The 22,948-nt window shown below is 66.1% G+C and carries 19 protein-coding genes; 10 read left to right on the plus strand and 9 right to left on the minus strand.

What is annotated here, in order from left to right:
• The first annotated feature begins 46 nt into the window (after positions 1–46).
• From QXZ94_RS08660 to QXZ94_RS08670, 3 genes are all read left to right on the plus strand, one after another.
• On the plus strand, positions 47–334 hold the full coding sequence (locus tag QXZ94_RS08660) for a succinate dehydrogenase assembly factor 2 (protein ID WP_315726155.1): 288 nt from the start codon (positions 47–49) through the stop codon (positions 332–334).
• Positions 334–3,849 (plus strand): transcription-repair coupling factor, encoded by a 3,516-nt coding sequence (mfd, locus tag QXZ94_RS08665; RefSeq protein WP_315720061.1) that lies wholly within the window; start codon positions 334–336, stop codon positions 3,847–3,849. The genes QXZ94_RS08660 and mfd overlap by 1 nt, the downstream gene beginning before the upstream one ends.
• 499 nt (positions 3,850–4,348) lie before the next feature.
• Positions 4,349–5,059, plus strand: coding sequence for a hypothetical protein (locus QXZ94_RS08670; RefSeq protein WP_315720062.1), 711 nt, complete (start codon positions 4,349–4,351; stop codon positions 5,057–5,059).
• 42 nt (positions 5,060–5,101) lie between these two features.
• Here the strand turns inward: QXZ94_RS08670 and QXZ94_RS08675 are convergent, their stop codons facing one another.
• The 3 genes from QXZ94_RS08675 to QXZ94_RS08685 all read right to left on the minus strand — a co-directional run bounded on the left by QXZ94_RS08675 (position 5,102) and on the right by QXZ94_RS08685 (position 9,835).
• Complete coding sequence (locus tag QXZ94_RS08675; protein ID WP_315720063.1) at positions 5,102–6,334, minus strand: GGDEF domain-containing protein; 1,233 nt, start codon at positions 6,332–6,334, stop codon at positions 5,102–5,104.
• A 114-nt stretch (positions 6,335–6,448) separates the two neighbouring features.
• Positions 6,449–7,957 carry a class I adenylate-forming enzyme family protein gene (locus tag QXZ94_RS08680; RefSeq protein ID WP_315720064.1) on the minus strand — a complete coding sequence of 503 codons (1,509 nt, stop codon included), beginning with the start codon at positions 7,955–7,957 and terminating at the stop codon, positions 6,449–6,451.
• A gap of 51 nt (positions 7,958–8,008) precedes the next feature.
• Positions 8,009–9,835 carry an extracellular solute-binding protein gene (locus QXZ94_RS08685; protein WP_315726158.1) on the minus strand — a complete coding sequence of 609 codons (1,827 nt, stop codon included), beginning with the start codon at positions 9,833–9,835 and terminating at the stop codon, positions 8,009–8,011.
• A gap of 261 nt (positions 9,836–10,096) precedes the next feature.
• Here QXZ94_RS08685 and QXZ94_RS08690 point away from each other — a divergent pair, with 261 nt between their 5' ends.
• Complete coding sequence (locus QXZ94_RS08690) at positions 10,097–10,876, plus strand: invasion associated locus B family protein (RefSeq protein ID WP_172108972.1); 780 nt, start codon at positions 10,097–10,099, stop codon at positions 10,874–10,876.
• Positions 10,877–11,067: 191 nt separating this feature from the next.
• Here QXZ94_RS08690 and hspQ read toward each other — a convergent pair whose 3' ends face one another.
• The gene (hspQ, locus tag QXZ94_RS08695) at positions 11,068–11,400 is read right to left on the minus strand and encodes a heat shock protein HspQ (RefSeq protein ID WP_172108970.1); all 333 of its coding nucleotides are present in this window, start codon (positions 11,398–11,400) and stop codon (positions 11,068–11,070) included.
• A 131-nt stretch (positions 11,401–11,531) separates the two neighbouring features.
• Between hspQ and QXZ94_RS08700 the strand changes: the two genes are divergently transcribed.
• On the plus strand, positions 11,532–12,485 hold the full coding sequence (locus QXZ94_RS08700) for an AEC family transporter (RefSeq protein ID WP_315720065.1): 954 nt from the start codon (positions 11,532–11,534) through the stop codon (positions 12,483–12,485).
• A 7-nt stretch (positions 12,486–12,492) separates the two neighbouring features.
• Here the strand turns inward: QXZ94_RS08700 and QXZ94_RS08705 are convergent, their stop codons facing one another.
• A complete protein-coding gene (locus QXZ94_RS08705; protein WP_315720066.1) occupies positions 12,493–13,692 on the minus strand; it encodes a UbiH/UbiF family hydroxylase in 1,200 nt (399 codons plus the stop codon).
• A gap of 117 nt (positions 13,693–13,809) precedes the next feature.
• Here QXZ94_RS08705 and pcsA point away from each other — a divergent pair, with 117 nt between their 5' ends.
• From pcsA to QXZ94_RS08720, 3 genes are all read left to right on the plus strand, one after another.
• Complete coding sequence (pcsA, locus tag QXZ94_RS08710) at positions 13,810–14,544, plus strand: phosphatidylcholine synthase (protein WP_315720067.1); 735 nt, start codon at positions 13,810–13,812, stop codon at positions 14,542–14,544.
• A complete protein-coding gene (locus QXZ94_RS08715; RefSeq protein ID WP_315720068.1) occupies positions 14,541–15,269 on the plus strand; it encodes a TerC family protein in 729 nt (242 codons plus the stop codon). The genes pcsA and QXZ94_RS08715 overlap by 4 nt, the downstream gene beginning before the upstream one ends.
• Before the next feature lie 163 nt (positions 15,270–15,432).
• The gene (locus QXZ94_RS08720) at positions 15,433–16,407 is read left to right on the plus strand and encodes a quinone oxidoreductase (RefSeq protein WP_315720069.1); all 975 of its coding nucleotides are present in this window, start codon (positions 15,433–15,435) and stop codon (positions 16,405–16,407) included.
• A gap of 7 nt (positions 16,408–16,414) precedes the next feature.
• Here QXZ94_RS08720 and QXZ94_RS08725 read toward each other — a convergent pair whose 3' ends face one another.
• Both QXZ94_RS08725 and QXZ94_RS08730 read right to left on the minus strand, forming a co-directional pair.
• Positions 16,415–17,167, minus strand: a complete 753-nt coding sequence (locus QXZ94_RS08725; RefSeq protein WP_315720070.1) for a hypothetical protein — start codon at positions 17,165–17,167, stop codon at positions 16,415–16,417.
• Positions 17,168–17,286: 119 nt separating this feature from the next.
• Positions 17,287–17,568, minus strand: a complete 282-nt coding sequence (locus QXZ94_RS08730) for a hypothetical protein (protein ID WP_172182851.1) — start codon at positions 17,566–17,568, stop codon at positions 17,287–17,289.
• Positions 17,569–17,813: 245 nt separating this feature from the next.
• Here QXZ94_RS08730 and QXZ94_RS08735 point away from each other — a divergent pair, with 245 nt between their 5' ends.
• Positions 17,814–18,800 carry an LLM class flavin-dependent oxidoreductase gene (locus QXZ94_RS08735; RefSeq protein WP_315720071.1) on the plus strand — a complete coding sequence of 329 codons (987 nt, stop codon included), beginning with the start codon at positions 17,814–17,816 and terminating at the stop codon, positions 18,798–18,800.
• 32 nt (positions 18,801–18,832) lie between these two features.
• On the opposite strand, the gene QXZ94_RS08740 is transcribed toward QXZ94_RS08735, so the two are convergent.
• Positions 18,833–20,029 (minus strand): acetylornithine transaminase, encoded by a 1,197-nt coding sequence (locus QXZ94_RS08740; RefSeq protein ID WP_315720072.1) that lies wholly within the window; start codon positions 20,027–20,029, stop codon positions 18,833–18,835.
• A gap of 409 nt (positions 20,030–20,438) precedes the next feature.
• Between QXZ94_RS08740 and QXZ94_RS08745 the strand changes: the two genes are divergently transcribed.
• A complete protein-coding gene (locus tag QXZ94_RS08745) occupies positions 20,439–21,560 on the plus strand; it encodes a DUF2336 domain-containing protein (RefSeq protein WP_315726160.1) in 1,122 nt (373 codons plus the stop codon).
• Positions 21,561–21,573: 13 nt separating this feature from the next.
• Here QXZ94_RS08745 and rimO read toward each other — a convergent pair whose 3' ends face one another.
• Positions 21,574–22,899: a 30S ribosomal protein S12 methylthiotransferase RimO gene (gene rimO, locus QXZ94_RS08750; protein WP_315720073.1), complete on the minus strand. Its 1,326-nt coding sequence runs from the start codon at positions 22,897–22,899 to the stop codon at positions 21,574–21,576.
• Positions 22,900–22,948: the final 49 nt, after the last annotated feature.

Here is a 22,948-nt window from a genome sequence, read left to right on the forward strand (position 1 = left end):
CCCGGCACAGTCCGGGCTTTCGGCGTTGTACTGCAGGGATACCGCGATGACAGGGACCACCCGATCAAGCCAAGGCCTCGACGACCGCCGCAAGCGGCTCTTGTTCCGTTGCTGGCATCGCGGCACCCGTGAGATGGATCTCATCCTCGGGCGCTTTGCGGACGCCGAGATCGGCACGCTCAGCGAGAGCGAGCTGGCCGAGCTCGAACAGCTTCTTGAAGTCTCCGATCCGGATTTCTACGCCGCGATCACCGGCGCCCGGCCGCTGCCGCCGGAGCAGACCCCGGCGCTGTTCGAACGCATCAAGGCATTTCGCGCGGTGGACGCCGACTGATGAAAAGCCCGGTCAAGTCGCCTGCCGAGCACCTCGCGCCGGGGCGCGCGCTCACGCTTGCCAATGTCGCCGAGGGCGCCGAGGGCCTCGTCGTCTCCGATCTGGCGCGCGCGATCGCCGCCCGGCCGAAACCGCCGGCGGTCAGCCTGGCCGTGGTCTGCCGCGACGGCAACCGGATGCAGCAGCTGGCGCGGGCGCTCGACTTCTTCGCGCCGGACCTGCCGGTGATGCAGTTCCCGGCCTGGGACTGCCAGCCCTATGACCGCGTCTCGCCGCATGGCGGCATCCTGGCCCAGCGGGTGACCACGCTCGCCCGGCTGTCGCGCCTCGCCGGCAGCGACAAGCCGCTGATCGTGCTGACCACGGTCAATGCCATCGTTCAGCGCGTGCCGTCGCGTGACACCATGGCGGGGCAGGCGCTGTCAGTCGCGCCGGGCCATGTCGTGCCGATGGATTCCGTCGTCGCGTGGCTGGAGCACAATGGCTATGTCCGGGCCTCCACCGTGCGCGAGAGCGGCGAATATGCCGTGCGCGGCGGCATCCTCGATCTGTTTCCCGCCGGGCTCGATCAGCCCGTCCGGTTCGACTATTTCGGCGACAGCCTGGAATCGATCCGCACCTTCGACGCCGAGACGCAACGCACGCTGCTCGACATGCGTTCGCTCGATCTCGTGCCGGTCTCGGAATTCCAGCTGATCACCGACACCATCCGCCGCTTCCGCATGGGCTATGTCGCCGAGTTCGGCGCGCCGGAGCGCGACGATGCGCTGTATGAAGCCGTGAGCGAAGGCCGCCGCTATCCGGGCATGGAGCACTGGCTGCCGCTGTTCCACGACAAGATGGAGACATTGTTCGACTATCTGCCGAACACGCCCATCGTGATCGAGCCGCAGGGCGAGGACGCCGCGCGCGAGCGCTTCAAGCAGATCATCGACTATTACGACGCGCGCCGCGAGGCGATGGAGCATCCCGGCGGCGGCGCGATCTACAAGCCGCTGACGGTCGACCGTCTCTATCTGACGTCGACGGAGTGGGCTGAGAAGCTCGCCGCCGTGCCACTGGCGCGGGTGACGCCGTTCGCTGTGCCCGAAGGCACAGGAGTCGTCGACATCGGCGCGCGGGCCGGCCGCAACTTCGCGCCCGAGCGCAACGACGCCGCGGTCAACGTGTTCGAGGCCGTGGTCGCACATGTGCAGGCGCTGCAGTCGGTGCGCAAGAAGGTGGTGATCGCGCTGTGGAGCGAAGGCTCGCGCGACCGTATGGCCTCGATGTTGAAGGATCACAAGCTGATCCACGTCACCAGCGTCAACACCTGGCGCGTCGTGCAGGCGACGCCGCGCAACGAGACCATGCTTGCGCTGCTCGGGCTGGAATCCGGCTTCGAGACCGACCAGATCGCCGTCATCTCCGAGCAGGACATTCTCGGCGACCGCCTGGTGCGGCCGCGCCGAGCGAGCCGCAAGCTCGACAATTTCATCTCGGAGGTGACGAGCCTCGCGATCGGCGACATCGTCGTCCACGTCGATCACGGCATCGGCCGTTTCGTGGGCCTGCAGACGCTGGAGGTCGCCGGCGCGCCGCATGACTGTCTCGAATTGCGCTATGCCGGCGAGACCAAGCTGTATCTGCCGGTCGAGAATATCGAGCTGTTGTCGCGCTACGGCTCCGACCAGACCAGCGTCGAACTCGACAAGCTCGGCGGCTCGGGCTGGCAGACCCGCAAGGCCAAGCTGAAGAACCGCATCCGCGAGATGGCCGGCGAGCTGATCAAGATCGCCGCCGAGCGCATGTTGCATGAGGCGCCGAAGCTGCCGGTGCAGGCCGGCCTGTACGACGAGTTCTGCGCGCGCTTCCCCTATGACGAGACCGAGGATCAGCTCGCCGCGATCCAGGCGACGCTCGCCGATCTCGAAGCGGGCCGCCCGATGGATCGCCTCGTCTGCGGCGATGTCGGCTTCGGCAAGACCGAGGTGGCGCTGCGCGCGGCGTTCGCGGTCGCGCTCGACGGCAAGCAGGTCGCAGTCGTCGTGCCGACCACGCTGCTCGCGAGGCAGCACGCCAAAACTTTCACCGAGCGCTTCAAGGGCTTTCCGGTCAACGTCGCGCAGGCCTCGCGACTGGTCAGCACCAAGGAGCTCAACCAGGTCAAGAAGGGGCTCACCGACGGTTCGGTCGACATCGTCGTCGGCACCCATGCGCTGCTCGGCAAGTCGATCAAGTTCCGCGACCTCGGCCTCGTCATCGTCGACGAGGAGCAGCACTTCGGCGTCAGCCACAAGGAGCGGCTGAAGCAGCTGCGCGCCGAAGTGCACGTGCTGACGCTGTCGGCGACGCCGATCCCGCGCACGCTACAACTTGCTTTGACCGGCGTGCGCGAGCTGTCGATCATCGCCTCGCCGCCGGTCGATCGTCTCGCCGTGCGCACCTTCGTCGCGCCGCATGATCCCGTGATGATCCGCGAGGCACTGCTGCGCGAGCGCTATCGCGGCGGTCAGGCCTTCTACGTCGTGCCGCGGATCGACGATCTCGCCGAGGTCAAGGAGTTTCTCGACAAGACCGTGCCGGAGATGAAGGTCGCGGTCGCCCACGGCCAGATGGCGCCGACCGTGATCGAGGACATCATCTCGGCGTTCTACGACGGCAAGTTCGACATTCTCTTGTCGACCACCATCGTCGAATCCGGTCTCGACATCCCGCGCGCCAACACGCTGATCGTGCACCGCGCCGACATGTTCGGCTTGGCCCAGCTCTATCAGCTGCGCGGCCGCGTCGGCCGCTCCAAGCTGCGCGCCTACGCGCTGTTCACCTTGCCGTCGACGCACAAGATCAGCGCGCAGGCCGAGAAGCGGCTCGGCGTGCTGCAGTCGCTGGAGACGCTCGGCGCCGGCTTCCAGCTCGCCAGCCACGACCTCGACATCCGCGGCGCCGGCAATCTGCTCGGCGACGAGCAGTCCGGCCACATCAAGGAGGTCGGTTTCGAGCTCTATCAATCGATGCTGGAGGAGGCGATCGAGAACCTCAAGGCGGGGATCACCGAGCCGACCGTCGACCGCTGGTCGCCGCAGATCACCATCGGCATGCCCGTGCTGATTCCCGAGGACTACGTCTCCGATCTCTCGGTGCGGCTGTCGCTGTACCGTAGGCTCGCCGATCTCGAGACCGACGAGGAGATCGAGAATTTCGCCGCCGAACTGCGCGACCGCTTCGGCAAGCTGCCGGACGAGACCCGCTATCTGTTCAAGGTCGCCGCGATCAAGAACTACTGCCGCCGCGCCAATGTCGAGAAGGTCGACGCCGGCCCGAAGGGCGCCGTGATCGCCTTCCGCGACAACAGTTTTGCTTATCCCGAACGCCTGGTGGCCTTCATCAAGCGTCACGGCCAGGCCGCCAAGGTGCGGCCCGACATGAAGGTGGTGTTCCTGCAGGTGTGGGAGACGCCGGAGGAGCGGCTGGCGGGGACCACGGATATCCTCAAGGAGCTGGCTGAGCTCGCGGAGAAGAAGAAGGCGGCATGAGGCGCCGCCGGGTGAGCATCATCGAAGTTGCCAGCCGACATGTAGCGCGAAGCTCGCGATGAGAAACACCGAGACGATTGCAACGACGCTGACCCAATCGGTCTCGTCGCGGGATTGCCGGTTGTGCATGATGCCTGCTCCGCCTCGTCAGATGCCCTGAGCGATTGGCGGATTTCAGCAGACGAGTGGGGCGAATGCGCGATCTCAAGATGTACGCGGTTGGCTGAGACCGTGATCAATTCAAACAACGTCATTGCGGGCGCAGCCATCAATGAGCTGCGGTACGGGGGGCAAAGCGGCAGCCGTCAGGCGGCAGCGTGCCCACCGTCGCGCGTCGCGTCGTGCCGTCAGATGGCGGGCACGGCGCCATCTGATGGCTCGCATGCGGCAAGACCTTGCATGCGCCTTTGCCCGCCCTACGCAGCACAACGGCTCGACAATTCGGATCAAGCTTGTCTATCGTGAACCTGGGTAATCCCTGCACAGCTTGAGCGATGAAATGCTGTCTCTCGTCAAAGAACTCATGGCGTTCCTTGTGAGCACGGTCGAACAGCAGGGCCTCGCGGTGAGAGGGACCGTCGTGGAAGGCAGAAGGACACGCCGCCTCATCATCGAACTTTGCCGTGGCCCCGAGATCAGGCTAGAGGCGGAGTTCGGCTTTCACATCCAAAAACGCGGCGCGCTGCTCGTGACGTGGACGACGTGGTTTCGCTGGCCGAAGCCTGAGGAGATGCTTCGCGACCTCCGGCCGCCGTCGCCCTATGATGGTCCCGACGTGCCCGAGATCCGCAAGGCGCGAACCCAGCTGTATCCGATCGCTGTGCTACGGGTCGTAAATGATCACAAATCCAATCATGTATATTTTTTTCCTCCGGAGGCTGACGCCATCCGTCGTCATCTCGTAGACGTCGTCGATACCCTGCTGCAAAAGGTCTTGCCGGACTTTCAGCCATACTGCGACGTCGACATATTCAGCCGGGCGGCAACGGAGCCCATGGCAAAATCCCGGCTTGAAATGAGGGAGATCGTTGTCGCAGCAATCCTGGCTGCAGCTGGCAAGCGCCGCGAGTTTGAAGCTTGGCGCGAGGCCTGCAGAAACGGCTTTGTCGGACCGGGTCGGCGAAACGCGACAGGAACCCAGGCCTCTGCCGTCGCATATCAGGAGAAATACGTGCTGGCGCTGGAAAGCCGTCTGCTTGACTCGGGCTAACGCGAGATCGCCGCCGGGAATTCACCCAGCGGCTGCCCCGCCTCACGACGCCGCGCGCTGCGCCTCGCCATAGACGCGGGCCAGCAGCGTGCGCGCCGTGTCATTGGGCTGCAATGCGGCGACGGTGACCGACGGCTCGCTTCGCGTATCGCGCTTGCCGTGGGAGGTGTGGCGCATCACGCTGGAGAGGCGGCGGGCGATCGCGTGGGCGGAACGCAGATCCGTCTCGGCAAACACGACGACGACGGAGCCGTTGTCCTCATGGGTGCCGAAATCCATCCGCCGCATCAGGCGGCTGATGATGCGGGCGCCGTCATATTGCGCGCGCGGATTCACCGGATCGAAGGCGAAGCGGGCGACGGCCAGGCTGCCGCCGCTCCTCTGGGTTTGGCTGACGGCCGTGGCAAAGTCGCGCGCGAAGGCATTGCGGGTGAGCAGGCCGGTCTGCGGATCGAGCATGCCGCCGGCTTCGATCGCGCGCAGCGTGCGGTTGAGCCGGGTCTCGAAGGCGTGCTGGCGGATCAAAGGCAGCGCGTGGGCCGCGATGTGGGCGGGAGCGCCGGCGATGATCTCGAGATTGGCGAGCTCCTGGAGCGGGGCCGGCTGGTTGGCGGTGACGACGACGGCAAGGTTGCGGAAGCGGGTGTCCTCGGCAAGCACCGCGAGGAACGCATCGACCACGCGCGGCGAAAAACCCTCGCCCAGCACGATGCCGTCGATGTCGCGGTTCGATAGATGCTTCGCTGCGGCTTCGATGCTGAGCGCGCCGACCACCGCCATGCGCTCGCCGAGCGCGACCGAGAGGCCGGGCAGAGAGGTGCCGCGGCCGAGCAGCAGCACGGTCGCATCATCGAGCGGATCGGTGTCCGGCAGCGTCGCGTCGGGTGCCCTCTTCTCGTCGAGACGGCGCAACACCATGGCGTGCAGCGTGCGGACGCGCAACGCTGCGCGCAGCCGCGCCAGCAGCCGCTCGTGATTGTCGCTGCCATGCAAGGGAATGGCGTGGTCGGGAAGGGCCGTACCACCGGGCGTGATTGCGATCAGCGGCACATAGGGTTTTCGCGCACCGACGTGACGCGAGAGCGCCGCAACCTCGTTGGCATCAGCGTCCTCGACGACGGCAACGACCGCCGCCGGCTGAACCTTGGCCATCGTGCTGATCGCATCAGCCCAGCTCGTCTCGACCGAGGGGAGAATTTGCGCCACCGCGAGAGCCGCACTCAGCGAAGGCCGCGTGGACGAGGAGACGATGAGAAGCGGGCCTTGTTGGGACATCCAGGAAACTCAGGATACGCTGACGATACGTCGCGATCCTAGGTCTCTCGCGTTAACGCAGCGTCAACACTGTTCCAAACACGCCGGTTCCCCGTAGCCGTCAGGACGGCAGGATCAGCCGCCTGAGCTGGCCCGGTCGCGGAAGGCTTCGACCATCAGCGGATTGAGCCCGAGCTCGGCGAGGGCTTCGCGCGCACGGGCATTGTCCATCGCACGGCCCGCGAGGCGATGGCCGCTCAGCCGGTCGGGCAGGGCGGTCAGCAGCGCGCCCTGGCCAAGCCGGCGCGACCATTCGTGCAGGTCCTGCGCAAGGAAGCGATAGCCGCCGACGGCCATCACGCCGGCCGGCGGCGCGGTGATGGAGATGGTGTCGTGAGCACGGTCGAGCCGCACGGCATATTCGGTGTCGACGAAATCGCGCGGCGGCGCCGGCATCAGCGAGTCGCTGGGCGGAGGCGGCGGCGCATAGGCCGCGACCACCACCATGGGACCGCGCAGGCCCAGCGTGCCCTTCGGCGTCACCAGGATCTCGCCGGCGATCGACGATCCCGGCTGCTCGCGCGGCGCGCCCTGGCGGCCCGGCTTGACGAGGCCCGGACTGCCGTCCGCCGCGGTGCGGCGAAGGGCGAACAGGCCGGCCTCGCCGAACAGATAGACATCGGTCATCTCGATGTCGCGCGTCTTCCAGGACGGGCTCGAGGCCACCTGCTCGGGCGCGCGCCACAACCCGAGAACGTAGCGCAGGTTCGGTAGCCGGGCCGTGATGTCGACCTCGTCGAGACGCAACGCGAGCTGCGCCGGAGCGATCAGCGTGTCGCAACCAAGCTGCGCGAGCTGCTGCTCGAGCGCCTCGGCATCGAACGGGTGATGCAGCGCGAGGCTGCCGCCGGACAGCAGCCAGGTCACGACCGACGCGGCGAGACCGGCGAAGGACGACGGCACGAACGCCGACATCATGTTCACGCCCTGCGGCAGGTCGCTCTCGAGCGAGATCGCGAGCCCCCCGGCGATCAGGCTGAGATGGGTGCGCGGCACGGCGCGGAAGCCGTCGGCGGTGACGTCGAACGAGACGATCGCGGCCTTGCGGCCGTCCGGCATCAGCCCGCGCGTCGAGCGCGACGGCTTCGCGATCGATTGATCGAGCGAATACATGCCCTCGGGCAGGTCGGAGCCGAAGCCGCAGACATGGCGGATCGAGAAGGCCTCGGCCGCGGCATTCATGGCGAGATCGGCGTGAATGACGCCGTCGATCTTCGACATCGTCACGATCGCCCGCGCGCTGGTGCGGTTCAGCGCCGCCACCAGCTCGGACTGCCGCCAGAGCAGCGGGAAGACGGCGACGACCAGGCCGGCGCGATGCGCCGCCAGCACCGTCAGCACGAACTCGATCGTGTTGGGCAGCTGCACCGCGATCACCGAATGCGCGGGCAGGCCGGCATCGATGAAATGCGCCGCCAGCGCCGAGATCACACGGTCGGCCTCGGCGTAGGTCAGGCGCATCGGCGCACGGCCGGTGATGCGTTGCTTGTTGATCGGATCGACCAGCGCAACCGCGTCCGGCTTGCGCGCCAGGATGCGTTGAAACAACGCGTCGAGCGTCGGCGACGTATTGGCCTGATTCACCTGTTGCCCCGTACTTTCACGGACCCGGTCACGACCAACTGCCCCGGTTGGTCATTTGGTTGCCGGCTCCGGCCGCTGCCACCAGCTCTCCGGGAGCGCTCCCGTCAAAGCTGTCCTCTTGGGCCGTTCTATACGATTCCACCGAGCGATCCATTCCTCGGCGGCATTGAGCACTGGAATAGCGTAGAACCCCGCCATCAGGGTACGGTCCAATGCGCGAACGGTCGAGATAAATTCGGTCCTGTCGCGGGCCCGCAACAGCGCGGCGATCATGGCATCGATGGCGGGATCCTTGGCGCCCATGTAGTTCCGGGTTCCGGTCCGGTCCGCCGCCTCGCTGCCCCAGTAGAAGGCCTGCTCGTTGCCCGGGGACAGCGACTGGTCCCAGCGGTTCTGGATCATGTCGAACTCGAAGCTCAGGCGACGCTGGTCGAACTGCACGGGATCGACCACCCGGATCGATGCGTCGATGCCGGCGCGCTTGAGACTGCCGGCATAGGCCAGTGCGATGCGCTCCTGATCGCGCGTCGTGACCAGGATTTCGAACGCGAGTGGGGCCTGCGTGGTCCGGTGCCGCAGCACCGTCCCGTCGAGATGGTAGCCGGCCTCGGCAAGCAGATCGAGCGCGGCCTTCAGCGCATTGCGATCGCGTCCCGAGCCGTCGGTGACGGGGAGGCGATAGCTGCCATCCATGATGTCGGCCGGGATCTGCGCCGCGTAGGGCCTCAGAAGCGCGCGCTCGGTGGCGTCGGCAGCGCGTCCATAGGCAGACAGCTCGGAGCCGGCGAAATAGCCGCCGCTGCGACGGTACAGGCCGAAGAAGTAGTTGCGGTTGATCCATTCGAAATCGAACAGCAAGGTCAGGGCACGGCGCACCCTGACGTCGGCGAACACCGCGCGCCTGGTGTTGAACACCAGGAACTGCGACGGCTGCGGCATGCCCGAGGTGAAGCTGTCGCGGATGACCTCGCCATTGCGCGCCGCCGGGAAGTCGTAGCCGTCGTGCCAGCGCAGCGGTTCGGTCTCGACGCGGAAGTCGTAGAGCCCGCGTTTGAAAGCTTCGAACTGGCCATTGGCCTCGCGATAATAATCGAGCCTGATCTCGTCGAAGTTCCACAATCCGCGGTTGACCGGCAGGTCGCGGCCCCAATAGTCGGGATTGCGGGTCAGGGTGACGCTCGCTCCCGGCCGCACCGTGGTGACACGGTAGGGTCCGGACCCCAGCGGCGGCGCCATCGTGGTGTCCTCGAAGGTCGCGACGTCGACGGCATGCTTCGGCAGGATCGGCATCAGCCCGAGGATCAGCGGCAGCTCGCGATCCTCCGTGCCGCCGAAATCGAACCGGATTGTCAGCGGATCGAGCACCTCGATCCTGGCGACCTTGCCGTAGAACTGCCGGTGGTTGGGACGGCCATGGTCACGCAACAGCGCGAAGGAGAAAGCCACGTCGTCGGCCAGCACCGGGCGGCCGTCCGAGAACCGCGCGCGGGAGTCGAGGTGGAACGTGACATAGGTCCGGCGGTCGTCGGTCTCGACACGACGGGCCAGCAGCCCATACAGCGTGAAAGCCTCGTCATTTCCGCGGGTGAGCAGGCTTTCCACCACATGGCCGCGGATTTGTTGCACCGCAACGCCGCGAACGATGAACGGATTCAGACTGTCGAACGTGCCGAGCAGGCCCCATACGAGGCGGCCGCCTTTGGGGGCGGCCGGGTTCACATAGGGCATATGGTCGAAATCGGCCGGCAAGGCCGGATCGCCGTGCATCGCGATTGCGGCGGTTTCGGCGGCGTTTGCGCGGCAAGTGTAGATCGGCTGCAACAGCGCCAGGATCACGCCGCTCCATCCCGCCGCCGCGCGCAACATCTGCTGCAGCATCAGCGTCGGGGTGCAAGCATTTGATTCGGAACGGGCCACGAAGGGCTTTTACCACAGGCTCGCCCGCGCTAGACCGCGGCTTCGACATGGTCTCGCGGCATTGATTCTTCCGCGCACCGCGTTATGAAAGCGGGCGATTAAGCATTGGCGGCAACGCCTGTCACTTAACCGCCTCATTTCCTGAGGAGACAGCCGCTTCAACGGCTTGGTGTGGCGCCTTTGGCGGTCTCGGGCGCTGCCGTTCAGAAAGGGTTTTCCGCAATGAATTTCCGTGACTTGGCCTCGTCGGTTGGGCCGCGTGGGCGGCTCGTCGCCCTGCTGGCGGTCACCGCGCTGGCCGTTTCCTTTGCTTCTGCTGCGCAAGCTCAGGCGCCTGCTGCACCGAAGGCAAAGGCTCCGGCTGCCGCTCCCAAAGCTCCCGCTCCGGCCGCCCAGGCCCCTGCCAGTCCGCCGGCCGGCGGCCAGCCGCAGCAGGCCCAGCAGGAGATGCCGCAGCTGATCTACGCGCCCTGGACCAAGTTCTGCCTCAAGGGGCAGGATGCCAACGCCAAGCAGGTCTGCTTCATCGGCAAGGACGGCCGCATCGAGTCCGGTCAACCCGTGGTGGCGGCCGTGATCATCGAGCCGGAAGGCGAGCCGAAGAAGATCCTGCGCGTGACCCTGCCGCTCGGCATGCAGCTGCAGCCCGGCACCCGCATCGTGGTCGACAACAACCAGCCGCTGCAGAGCGGCTACGTCATCTGCTTCCAGAACGGCTGCATGTCGGACTACGAGGCGACCCCGGATTTCGTGGCCAGCCTGAAGAAGGGCCAGAACCTGTTCGTCCAGGCCATCAACTCCAACGGCACCGCGCTGACGCTGCCCTTGCCGCTGCAGGAAGGCGGCAGCAGCTTCGCCAAGGCCTATGACGGTCCGCCGACCGATCCGAAGGAGTTCGAGAAGACCCAGCAGAAGCTGCAGGAAGAGCTGCAGAAGCGCGCCGAGGAACAGCGCAAGAAGCTGGAGCAGACCCAGGGCGGTCAGCCGCAGGCGAAGCAATAGCGCCGGCAACGCCCGAGACATTCACGAAGCAAAAGGCGCCCCGAAAGGAGCGCCTTTTTCGTCAGTCGCTGTGTTTGTCAGTCGCTATGTTTGTCAGCCGCTTTGTCTGTCAGTCGTTGTGTTGTTGGCGATCAGATCATGCCCGCCTCGGGTCCCGCTGGCGGCAAGCGCGAGACGGGCGGTAGCCGCCGTCAATTCAACAACGGGTTGCGCGGACGGTAGCCGCCGGACTTGTCCTTGATGAAGATCTCTGCAACCTGGGAGTGCCGGATCGGTTCACCCGTGTCGTCGGGAACGAGGTTCTGCTCGGAGACGTAGGCGACGTATTCGGACTCGGCGTTCTCGGCCAGCAGATGGTAGAACGGCTGGTCCTTGTGCGGCCGGACTTCCTCGGGGATCGAGAGCCACCATTCCTCGGTGTTGTTGAACTCGGGGTCGATGTCGAAGATCACGCCCCGGAACGAGAACACTCGATGCCGGACGATCTGGCCGATCTGAAACTTGGCAGTTCGCGCTTTGATCATTCTAGTCGAATAGACCAGGATTGAGGCCGATGCTAGTGCCCCGGCCGCGGATTTAATCTAGACATCGGCGATTCGCGCCGTGCCGCGACCTCCCGCGTCCCAGGCCCGCTTCGGGTCATCTGCAAAGACCGATGTTCGACATTCTCAACCTGGCCCTGCCATATTTCGGGGTCGTTTTCATAGGCTTCGCCTGCGGTAAATGGAAAGGGCTGCCCGAGGCCGGGCTGTCCTGGATGAACTTCTTTCTGCTCTACGTGTCGCTGCCGGCCCTGATGTTCAACCTCATCGCCCGCACGCCGTTTGCGGAGCTGAGCAACCCTCCCTTCCTGGTTGCAACGACGCTTGCGACGATGCTCACCTTCACCCTGGCGCTGCTGCTCGGCAAGGTGATCGGGCGCCTGTCGCTGCGCGAAGCGACCATGGCCGGGCTCGCGGGCGGCTATGGCAACATCGGCTACATGGGGCCGGGCCTTGCGCTGTCGGTGCTCGGGGCCAAGGCGGCGGCGCCGACGGCGCTGATCTTCTGCTGCGACAGCATCTTCCTGTTTTCGATCGTGCCGCTGCTGGTGGAACTCACCGAGCGCGATCATGCCTCGCTGGCGCATGCGCTGCGCACCGTGTTGCGTCAGATCGTGCTGAACCCGCTGCTCATGGCGACCGCGGCCGGCATCCTGGCGGCTGCGTTCCAGCTCCATCCCCCGACCGTCGTCGATCGCACCCTGCAGTTCCTGCAGAACGCCGCAGCGCCAACCGCTTTGTTCGCGCTCGGTGTCACCGTGGCGCTGCGGCCGTTCCAGCGGCTGCCCTGGGAGGTGCCGGTCCTGACCGTCGTGAAGCTCGTGATCCACCCGCTGATATCATTCGGACTGATGCTGCTGTTCGGCCCGTTCGCGCAGCCCTGGGCGGCGACGGCGGTGCTGATGGCGGCGCTGCCGCCGGCGCTCAACGTGTTCGTGATCGCGCGTCAGCACGACAGCTGGATCGAGCCGGCCTCATCAGCGGTGCTGATCGGCACCTTCGCGTCCGTGGTCACGCTCACCAGCGTGATGTGGCTGATCCAGAGTGGCCGGCTCGCGTTCCCGTGACATCCGGTCAGCCGGCCTTGCGGGTCATACGCCAGGAGGGCGCCAGGCCTTCACGCATCGCCAGCCGCCGCAGGGGTCCGAAGCCGCCGATCAGGTGCATGCCGACGGCGCGCAGCGATTGCATCGGCAGGAGGTCGCTGAGCAGCGAGCGGTTGGCCATGTCGATCGCGAAGGTGCGGCTGAGAATGTCGGCGCGACGGGCCGCGCCGTAGCGGGCGATGACCTGGGACGCGCCGAGATCCTCGCCGGCGGCCTTGGCCTTCTGCACGACGGCGGCAATGTCGATGCCATCGCGCAGGCCGAGATTCAGTCCCTGCGCGCCGATCGGCGGCACCACGTGCGCCGCCTCGCCGATCAGGGCGACGCGGTTCTGGGCGTAGCGCTGCGGCCGCTCGATCGCGAGCGGAAACACGTGGCGGCCGGGCTCGACACGGACGCGGCCGAAGATCGAATGCGATTGCCGCTCGGCGGCGGCGGACAGCGCGTCATCATCGAGAGCGAACAGCCGCTCGGCTTCCTTCGGCGCGGCGACCCAGACGACGCTGCAGCGGTCGCCGGGCAGCGGCACGAACACGCATGGTCCCTGCGGCGTATGGAATTCCGTCGACACGCCGTGATGGGGACGCGCGTGGGTGATGTTGAACGTCAGCGCCGATTGCTGCAGCGTCCTGCGGCTCACACCGATGCCGGCGGCCTCGCGGCACAACGAATGCCGGCCATCGGCGCCGACCACGAGCTGGGCGGTCAGCACCCGGCCGGATGCGCTGGTGACCGTGACGGCATCGGCGCCGCTGTGGACGCTCTCCGCATCCTCGGCAATCCGCGCCAATTCCCCGATCTCGCCGGCGCGCTGCTCCAGCGCCTCGACCAGCACGGCATTGGCGACGTTGTAGCCGAACAGTTCGAGCCCGATCTCGTCGGCGTCGAAGCGCACTTCGGGAGCCCGGATCAACCGGCCGGTGTCGTCGACCAGGCGCATCGTCTTCAGGCCGGCGGCGCGGTCGCGGCAGGCGGCCCAAACGCCGAGCTGATCGAGGAAGTCGACCGAGCCGCCGAGCAGGGCCGTGGTGCGATTATCGGCATACGGCGCCTTGCGTGCCACGAGCGCCGTCCGGGCGCCGGTCTGCGACAGGGCGATGGCGGCGGCGAGCCCCGCGGGGCCGCCGCCGACGACGATGACATCGAAGCTGGAGTCTGCGTGGGTCATGCCGGAACATTTGACGTTCCTTCCGACATTTTCAAGTGTGATCCGCACGCCTGCGCGGCGCATCGCCGCAATCGCCGATATGCAATTCGCTTCGATTCCTGATAGCACTGGACCGAAATGGATCAGCTCAGACCAGACAGCATCGTATCCGCCACGCCGCTGCGCCGCGCCGCTGCGTTCTCGGTGCACGTCTTTACGGCGCTCGGCGCCGGGGTCGCGCTGCTGGCGATGCTCGAGGCGGTACGCGAGCATTGGGCCGCGATGTTCTGGTGGCTCGGGGTGGCACTGGTCATCGACGGCGTCGACGGGCCGCTGGCGCGCTGGCTCGACGTCCTCAACGTGCAGCCGGACTGGTCCGGCGACGTGCTCGATCTCGTGGTGGACTTCACGACGTATGTGTTCGTGCCGGCCTATGCGATCACCGCGAGCGGCATGCTGCTGCCGCTGGCCGCGCCGGTGATCGGCATCGGCATCGCCGTGACCGGCGCGCTGTACTTCGCCGACCGCCGCATGAAGAGCGACGACAATCATTTCCGCGGCTTTCCCGGCCTGTGGAACATTGCCGCGTTCTATCTGTTCATGCTGCATCCGACGCCGCTGCTGGCGACGCTCGGCCTCGCGATCCTGATCGCGCTGACCTTCGTCCCGTTTCACGTCATCCATCCAGTCCGTGTCCAGCGGCTGCGCTGGCTGACGCTGCCACTCGTCGCGCTCTGGGGTGTGCTCGTCATCCACGTGCTCCGCCAGAATTTTGCAGTGGGCCCGATCGTCACAGCGCTGCTGTGCGCCATCGGCCTCTATATCGTCGCGAGCGACTCCGCGATCCGCCTGTTGAGATCCTTGAAATCATGATCGACCTTCTGACAAGTCCCGAAGCCTGGGCCGCGCTGCTGACCCTGACCGCGCTCGAAATCGTTCTCGGCATCGACAACGTCATCTTCCTGTCGGTGATCACGTCGCGCATCCCCGAGCCGCAGTCGACGCGCGCCCGGCAGATCGGGCTGGCGCTGGCGCTGATCTTCCGCATCATGCTGCTCAGCGTGCTGGTCTGGCTGATCGGGCTGACCCAGCCGGTGTTCTCGGTCGGCAAGCTCGGCTTCTCCTGGCGCGACATCATCCTGATCGCCGGCGGCCTGTTCCTGATCGCCAAGGCGACGCACGAGATTCACGCCGAGGTCGAGGCCCGCGAGGGGGATGGGCCGCAGGCCGGCGGCGGCGGCAGCAGCTTCTTCTGGGTGATCCTGCAGATCATCGTCATCGATCTCGTGTTCTCGCTGGACTCCATCATCACCGCGATCGGCATGGCGCAGGATCTGGAGATCATGATCGCCGCCGTGATCATTGCCGTGATCATCATGTACGTCTCATCCGGGCCGGTCGCGCGCTTCGTCGCCAACCATCCGACCACCAAGATGCTGGCGCTCGCCTTCCTGGTGCTGATCGGCGTCGCACTGGTGGCGGACGGCTTCGAGTTCCACATTCCGCGCGGCTACATCTACTTCGCGATCGTGTTTGCGCTGGCGGTCGAGGCCTTCAACGTGATGGCCTCGCGCAACCGCAGGAAGCGCGCGGGCTGAGTTGACAAGACCGTCGTGATCGCCTTGGCTTTTGCCAGGCCGCGCTTGCGGGAGTGATCCGCTGGTCCGGCGAAACCGGATGTCTGCCGAGAATCAGATAAGCGTCCGGATTGGATCGGATCGTCCGATCCGGTCACACAGGTTCTGCAGGGAGGGGGCCCCGATGGCCAAGGCGGTGCGCGTGCACAAGGTGGGAGGGCCGGAGGCGCTCGTCTACGAGCCGGTCGAAATCGTCGCGCCCGGACCCGGCGAGGTCCGTATCCGCCAGCACGCGATCGGCCTGAACTTCATCGACGTGTACTATCGCACCGGCCTGTACAAGGCGCCGGGGCTGCCGTTCATCGCCGGCAACGAGGCTGCCGGCGAGGTGATCGCCGTGGGGCCTGGCGTCACCCATTTTCATCCCGGCGACCGCGTGGCCTACTACGAGAATCTCGGTGGCTACGCCACCGAGCGCAACATCGGCTGGCAGCGCCTCGTCAAGCTGCCCGACCACATCACCTACGAGCAGGGCGCCGTGCTGATGCTCAAGGGACTGACGGTGTGGTACCTGCTGCACAAGACCTTCAAGGTCGAGCCGCATCACCGCGTGTTGATTCACGCGGCCGCCGGCGGCATCGGCCTGCTGGCCTGCCAGTGGGCGCGGGCGCTCGGGGCGCATGTCATCGGCACCGTCGGCTCGAAGGCCAAGGCCGACCTCGCGCTCGCCAATGGCTGCGACCACGTCATCATCTACAGCGAAGAGGACTTCGTCGCGCGTGTGAAGCAGATCAGTCGCGGCGAACTGTGCGACGTGGTTTATGACGGCGTCGGCAAGTCGACCTTCCCAGGCTCGCTGTCATGCCTGAAGCCGCGCGGCCTGTTCGTGAGCTTCGGCAACGCCTCGGGCCCGGTGCCGCCGTTCTCGATCGCCGAGTTGAACAGTCACGGCTCGCTGTTTGCGACCCGGCCGAAGCTCAACGACTATATCGGCAAGCGCTCGGAACTGCTCGAAGGCGCCGACACGCTGTTCTCGGCCGTGATCAGCGGCAAGCTGCACGTTCCGATCAATCACGCCTATGCGCTGAAGGATGCGGGCCGGGCGCACGCCGATCTCGAAAGTCGCGCCACCACCGGAGCCTCGATCCTCAAGCCGTGACGGTTCGCTAGCTTTGATCGTCGGCTGACGCCGTGCGATCGGCGGCGCGACTCCACAGCATCGCGTTGCTCTGGCCCGTCTTGGCTTGCTCGATCCTGGCAGGTGCCAGACTGTCCTGTCCCTCGAGCCAGGCGCGCTCGCGCTGCGGATCATCCAGCGCCAGCGCGAGCCCCTGGTTCAGCTCGTACAGGTCGGCGGCGAGACCGGACTCCGCGAGCGCCGACATCAGCGCGTCCTGGATCAATCCCCGCAGTGCGACATGAGGCCCAGAGATCGGGACCTCGACATCGCGTCCAGCCACCGCCTGGGTGCAGGCGCGCCGGTCGAAGGATGCGTGCCCGCGGCAGGCAAGGGGACGGGCAGGATGGATGATGCAGGCGCCGCGCACCACGAAGGGGCAGGGCTGGCGCAGCTTCATCCGCTCGGTCTCGCCCATGCCACGCGTCGCCCGGTTGGCGAGCTTGACCCGGCGCGACAGCAGGCCGAGCGCCGTCGACGGCATCCGCTGGTCGATCTGGCGGATATAGCGGGCGAGCAGAAATATCTCGGGTGCAGTTGCCGTGACACGGAGCGCGCAGCACGAGGGACAGCCCTTCTCGCAGGCGAGCGCCGGCAGATGCGCCGACTGGGCGCCGATATTGGCCTCGAACAAATCGAAGGCCTGTTCGGTGAGGCTCTCGACGGTCGCGCTTGATCGGGGCCAGTTGGCGAGCAGGGCGCGGAAACTCTGTTGCAACTCTCTGAACACCGATTGCGCCACTGCCGTTCTCCTGCGCGGCCCGTGAAATCACGATCGACCGCGGCGGACCCGGCCCACCGCGGTCGACGGGGATGAGGCAGAGAGGACGCTCACGGCCTCATCCAAACGGAGGCGAGATGTCAGGCTGCGACATCCTTCAGGATCGCGTCGAAGCAGGGGCGCGGGATGCGGAAGAAGCCACGGCCGCCCGCGAAGGTCTGGTAGTGCGGACGAGCCATATCGAGCAGCCGCTCGTACCATTGGTCGGCGGTCAGGCCGGCCGGCTTCTCGCCAATGGAGTTGATGGCCGAGTTCGGGAAGAAGCGGACATGGATCAACACCTCTTCCGTCGCGGCCGCGGCGGCGATGTGGCTCCTGGTGTCCTCCACGGGCAGCACCCGAGCCAGATTGTCTTTCGCCATTCGTGCGTCTCCTTGTGTCGTGCCGACCTCGTTGTCGGCGGAATGAACATCAGCTTGGTTCCGGCAAGCCTTGCCCCCTCCGAGCTGATCACATCCCGTGCAACGCTATATCCATACAAATATAACGTATGTCATCGGATCGCAGGCGTCTGGCCCCGACAGCATCGTTGCTCACGGGACGCGCTGTCTTTGATCCAGGTCAATCGACTGGAAAAGGCAGGACGATGCCGATAGATTTCGACATCATGACTACCCATCTCCGCGACGGCATCTTCTGCCCCTACGACAATCACGGTGACAGCCATCACGCGGCCATTCAGGCTGAAACCGACCTGGTGCTCAAAGCCGAGGCACTCGGCTTCGACGAGGCCTGGATCTCCGAGCATCATTTCGATGCCGGCAGTTCGAGCCCCTCGATCTTCGCGCTGCTCGGCTTTCTCGCGGCCCGCACGACGCGCATTCGTCTCGGCACTGCGGCCGTGCTGCTGCCGTTTCGCCCTCCGGTCGAAGTCGCCGAGGACATTGCCACCATCGACATCCTCAGCGGCGGCCGGCTCGATGTCGGCATCGCGCGGGGCGGGCCGTTCCCGGAGCAGAACCGGAATTTCGCTGTCTCGTCCGATGAAGCGCGGCCGCGGATGCTGGAGGCGCTGCATCTGATCCAGCGTCTCCTGACGGAGGATGAGGTGTCGCATCGGGGCAGTTACTACCACGTCGATCGCCTGCGGCTGACGCCACGGCCGCTGCAGCGGCCGATCCCGACCTGGATTGCATCGGCCAGCGCAGCCGCGCTCGACGACGCAGCCGCGCATGGCCATGGACTGATGGCCGGCCTGACCTCGACGCTCGACGACATCAAGCAGATGCTGCGGAGCTATTGGGAGCGCAACACGGAGGCAGACGCGCGGCTCGTGGTATCGCGGTTCTACTGCAGCGCGCCGACCCGGGAGGCGGCGATCGCCGAGGCGGCGCCATTCCTGCAGCAGTTCTTCGATCGCAGGCGGCAGCTGTCCGCGGGGCCTGATGCATGGGTGTCGCCGACCAATGTCGAGGGCTTCCTCGCACGGTCGCTGATCGGCAGCCATGACGAGGTCCGGTCCAAGCTGGCAGAGCTCGCGGAGGCCGGGCCGCGCAGCGTACTGCTGCTCCCGGCCAGCATCGACGCCGGCCGGCGCTGTGACCTGCTCGCAACGTTCCGGACGCACGTCTTGGCAGGCCGGCCCGGCGCATAGACACCGCGCCGGCCCTGGCGCGACCTCAGCCGCTACGCCACGCAGCGCGCGGCGCCGACCTTGGTGAGGAGACCATCCAGCACGTCGATCATCGCTGCGATCTCGTCCCGGGTCACGTTGAGTGCCGGCATGAAGCGCAGCGTGTCGGGCCGAGGCGCATTCAAGAGCAGGCCGAGCTCGAAGGCGTGCGCCACCAGCGCTGGTGCGATCGGTCTGACGACATCGAGTGCGAGCAGGAGCCCGCGTCCGCGCACATCGCCGAGCCCGTGCCGCGCCGAGATGCGTTGCAGCTCGCTCTCGAGATAGATCCCGTTGTCCACGACGGCCTTGAGAAACTCCGGCTTCTCGACGAGATCGAGCACGGCAAGCCCTGCCGCACACATCAGCGGATTGCCGTTGAACGTGCCGCCCTGATCGCCATGCTCGAAGCACGCAGCCTCGTCCGTTGCCAGCAGGGCCGCGAGCGGCACACCGCCGCCGATGCCCTTGCCGAGCGTCATGATGTCGGGGAGGACGTCGGCGTGCTCGTAGCCGAACAGCTTTCCAGTCCGTCCCATGCCGGTCTGGATCTCGTCGACGATCAGCAGCAGTCCGTGCCTGGTCGTCAGCGCCTGCAATTGCTGCAGGAAATTGTCCGTCGCGGGCCATACGCCAGCCTCGCCCTGGATCGGCTCCAGCATGATCGCAACCGTGTTGCCCGAGATCAGCGCCTCGACCGAGGCGATATCGTTCAGCCGCGCCTTGGGGAAACCCGTCACCTTCGGCTCGAACAGCGGCTCGAACGCCTTCTTGCCGGAGGCTGACATGGTCGCCAGCGTGCGGCCATGGAAGCCACCCTCGAAGGTGATGATCTCATGGGCGCCGTTCTTGCGCAGCGCGCCGTATTTGCGCGCCAGCTTGATCGCGCCTTCATTGGCCTCTGCGCCGGAGTTGGTGAAGAACACCTGGTCGAAGCAGGAGCGATCGACCAGCGCCTTGGCGAGTTTCAGGCTGGTGTCGTTGAAATAGGCCGGACTCGGCGTGATCAGCCGCGTGGCCTGGTCGGCGAGCGCTTTGGCCAGCTCAGGCGGCGCGTGGCCGAGCGAGTTCACGGCCCAGCCCTGGATGAAATCCAGATAGCGCTTGCCGCTGTCGTCCCATAGCCAGGAGCCCTTGCCCTGGACGAAGACCGTGCGCGGACGCGCCGTGATGTCCATCAGAGCCTCATAAGGATGGGGGGCGGTCAGCATGTTCAATCTCCTATGCTCAGGGGGAAACCACGGGCCGAAAAGCGAGAAGGCCGCTCCTTTGCGGGAGCGGCCTTCTCGAAAACCTGGTGCTGATGAGCTTAGCTGATCAGCAACGTCTTCGGACATGGCGCGCCCCGGCATCGTCACGGCGGTGACGACGGCAAACGGCGGCGCGGCGGTTGGTCCGGTTGTGGATCATGCGCGGGCCATACAGGCAATTCGCAACAGATGTCAAGACGTCAGTCGGCTCGCAGCGAGGAGGGGAGACCACCCCCTCCGGAGGGGGACTGCGTGCGATGAACGCACGGGCTGGCCGCAGCTGTGCCCGGTTAGTTCAAACTTTACCAAACATTTAGCGGCAGGATTTACCGTGCTGCCCAGCTTGAAACGCAAGCGCTCAGGACGAGCGATGTCGAATCCCCACAACACGATTGCCGAAGACGTCCAGGCGGCGATCGCCACCGGCTCGGCGGAACGCTGCTCCAGCGTGGCCGAGCGGGTCGCCTCGCTGTTCATTGCCTCGGCTGGCAATCTGGATATCGAGCAGCACGCGCTGTTCACCGACGTCTTCGAGCGTCTCGTCAACACGATCGAGCTACGGGCGCTGGCCGATGTCGGCGCTCGCATCGCGCTCGCCGAACTCAGCGCACAGCTCGCTCCCATCCCTCAGACACCGGTCACGGTGATCCGGCGGCTCGCCCATCATGACGACATCGCGGTGGCCGGACCGGTGCTGTCGGAGTCGCCGCGACTGACCGCCGAGGATCTGATCGAGATCGCCAACACCCGGAGTGAGAAGCACCTGGTTGCCGTCGCCGGTCGCTGGTGGCTGCAGGAGGTCGTCACCGACGCGCTTCTGATCCGGCGCTTTCCCAGCGTCAGTCGCAAGTTGATGAAGAATCCCGGTGCGCGGATCTCGGCGGCCGGTTTTTCGATCATTCTGGCGCAAGCGTTGGGCGACCCGGAGCTGGCCATTGCCACAGGCATTCGCGCCGACCTGCCGTCCGCGCTGCGCCGGACGTTGCTGCAGAATGCAACCGAAGCGGTGAAGGCGAGGCTGCTCGCGTCAGCGCCGCCGCATCTCTACGAGGAGATCCGCAGCGCGATCGCGGCCGCGACGACCGATGCCGAGCAGGGCATGTCGCGTTGCCGTGACTTCGGCGGCGCGAAGCTGACGGTCGGGCAGTTGAAGCAGGCGGGCAAGCTCAACGAAGCCGCGCTGCTCGATTTTGCGCGTCAGCGGCGCTACACCGAAACCATCGCGGCCATCGCGGAGCTGGCAAAATGCAGCATCGAGCTGGTGCGGCCGCTGATGCAGAGCCTGCGCAGCGACGGCATTCTCGTGCCGTGCAAGGCTGCGGGTCTGAGCTGGACCACGGTTGCGGCGATCCTCGACAGCCGGTTCGTGACAGGCGCGACCAAGCCTGATGAGCTCACTAAGCTGAAGAACAGGTATCTCGAGCTGACGCTGGATGAGGCACAGCGCTTGATCAAGCTCTGGAACGTGAGGGCTGGCGCATCAGCCAACTGAGCCGATGTCCGGCTCAGAACCCCGAGACGACGCCGTGCAGGTCGTATTCGTCGGCGCGCTCGATCTTGGCCGTGACGATCTCGCCGACCCGCAGCGGACGGCGGCTGGACACATACACGGCCCCGTCGATCTCCGGCGCATCCGCCTTGGAGCGGCCCTTGGCAACCGTCGGGCCGACCTCGTCGATGATGATCTGCTGGCGCGTCCCGACCTTGCGCTTCAGCCGACGCGCCGAGATCTTCTGCTGCCGCGCCATCAGCGCATTCCAGCGCTCCTGCTTGACCTCGTCCGGCACCTGGTCGGGCAGGGCGTTGGAGGTCGCGCCAGCCACCGGCTCGTATTTGAAGCAGCCGAGCCGGTCGATCTCGGCCTCGTCCAGCCAGTCGAGGAGATAAGCGAAGTCCTCGTCGGTTTCGCCGGGGAAACCGACGATGAAGGTCGAGCGCAGCGCCAGGTCGGGGCAGGTCGCCCGCCATGCCTTGATCCGGTCCAGCGTCCTGTCCTGCGCGGCCGGCCGCCGCATCGCCTTGAGCACGTTCGGGCTGGCATGCTGGAACGGGATGTCGAGGTAGGGCAGCACCTTGCCTTCAGCCATGAGGCCGATCACTTCGTCGACATGGGGGTAGGGGTAGACGTAATGCAGCCGGACCCAGGCGCCGAGATCGCCGAGCTCCCGGGCGAGGTCGAGGAACCGGGCCCTGACGCTGCGGTCCTTCCAAGAACTCTCGGCATATTTCAGGTCGAGCCCGTAGGCGGACGTATCCTGGGAGATGACCAGGAGCTCCTTGACGCCGGCCGCGACCAGCCGCTCGGCCTCGCGCAGCACGTCGGCCGCCGGCCGCGACACCAGATCGCCGCGGAGCTTCGGAATGATGCAGAAGCTGCACCTGTTATTGCAGCCCTCGGAGATCTTCAGATAGGCGTAGTGCCGGGGCGTCAACTTGATGCCCTGGGGAGGGACGAGATCCAGATGCGGGTTGTGCACCGGCGGCGACGCCCGATGGACGGCGTCCAGCACGCTTTCATATTGCTGGGGCCCCGTGATCGACAGCACGCCGGGATAGGCCTGCTCGATCTGCTCGGGCTCGGCGCCCATGCAGCCGGTCACGATCACCTTGCCGTTCTCGGCCATCGCCGAGCCGATCGCCGACAGCGATTCCTGCTTGGCGCTGTCCAGGAAGCCGCAGGTGTTGACGATGACGAGGTCGGCGCCGTCATGCTGGCGGGCGAGCTCATAGCCCTCGGCGCGCAGCCGCGTGATGATGCGCTCGGAATCGACCAGCGCCTTCGGACATCCGAGCGAAACAAAGCTGATCTTGGGCGCGGAACCCTGCTGCATCTTGGAACTGCCTGATGGGATAAGCGTCAGCTAGTCCGAATTACTCAGA

Origin of the sequence: Bradyrhizobium sp. SZCCHNS2022 (genome assembly GCF_032377575.1) — a bacterium.
GTDB lineage: Bacteria > Pseudomonadota > Alphaproteobacteria > Rhizobiales > Xanthobacteraceae > Bradyrhizobium > Bradyrhizobium aeschynomenes.

What these genes read in the sequence shown, in the direction of transcription:
- QXZ94_RS08660 (WP_315726155.1), top strand. Translation starts at nt 47, where the DNA reads ATGACAGGGACCACCCGATCAAGCCAAGGCCTCGACGACCGCCGCAAG.
- mfd (WP_315720061.1), top strand. Translation starts at nt 334, where the DNA reads ATGAAAAGCCCGGTCAAGTCGCCTGCCGAGCACCTCGCGCCGGGGCGC.
- QXZ94_RS08670 (WP_315720062.1), top strand. Translation starts at nt 4,349, where the DNA reads ATGCTGTCTCTCGTCAAAGAACTCATGGCGTTCCTTGTGAGCACGGTC.
- QXZ94_RS08675 (WP_315720063.1), bottom strand. Translation starts at nt 6,334, where the DNA reads ATGTCCCAACAAGGCCCGCTTCTCATCGTCTCCTCGTCCACGCGGCCT.
- QXZ94_RS08685 (WP_315726158.1), bottom strand. Translation starts at nt 9,835, where the DNA reads ATGCTGCAGCAGATGTTGCGCGCGGCGGCGGGATGGAGCGGCGTGATC.
- QXZ94_RS08690 (WP_172108972.1), top strand. Translation starts at nt 10,097, where the DNA reads ATGAATTTCCGTGACTTGGCCTCGTCGGTTGGGCCGCGTGGGCGGCTC.
- hspQ (WP_172108970.1), bottom strand. Translation starts at nt 11,400, where the DNA reads ATGATCAAAGCGCGAACTGCCAAGTTTCAGATCGGCCAGATCGTCCGG.
- QXZ94_RS08700 (WP_315720065.1), top strand. Translation starts at nt 11,532, where the DNA reads ATGTTCGACATTCTCAACCTGGCCCTGCCATATTTCGGGGTCGTTTTC.
- QXZ94_RS08705 (WP_315720066.1), bottom strand. Translation starts at nt 13,692, where the DNA reads ATGACCCACGCAGACTCCAGCTTCGATGTCATCGTCGTCGGCGGCGGC.
- pcsA (WP_315720067.1), top strand. Translation starts at nt 13,810, where the DNA reads ATGGATCAGCTCAGACCAGACAGCATCGTATCCGCCACGCCGCTGCGC.
- QXZ94_RS08715 (WP_315720068.1), top strand. Translation starts at nt 14,541, where the DNA reads ATGATCGACCTTCTGACAAGTCCCGAAGCCTGGGCCGCGCTGCTGACC.
- QXZ94_RS08720 (WP_315720069.1), top strand. Translation starts at nt 15,433, where the DNA reads ATGGCCAAGGCGGTGCGCGTGCACAAGGTGGGAGGGCCGGAGGCGCTC.
- QXZ94_RS08730 (WP_172182851.1), bottom strand. Translation starts at nt 17,568, where the DNA reads ATGGCGAAAGACAATCTGGCTCGGGTGCTGCCCGTGGAGGACACCAGG.
- QXZ94_RS08735 (WP_315720071.1), top strand. Translation starts at nt 17,814, where the DNA reads ATGACTACCCATCTCCGCGACGGCATCTTCTGCCCCTACGACAATCAC.
- QXZ94_RS08740 (WP_315720072.1), bottom strand. Translation starts at nt 20,029, where the DNA reads ATGCTGACCGCCCCCCATCCTTATGAGGCTCTGATGGACATCACGGCG.
- QXZ94_RS08745 (WP_315726160.1), top strand. Translation starts at nt 20,439, where the DNA reads ATGTCGAATCCCCACAACACGATTGCCGAAGACGTCCAGGCGGCGATC.
- rimO (WP_315720073.1), bottom strand. Translation starts at nt 22,899, where the DNA reads ATGCAGCAGGGTTCCGCGCCCAAGATCAGCTTTGTTTCGCTCGGATGT.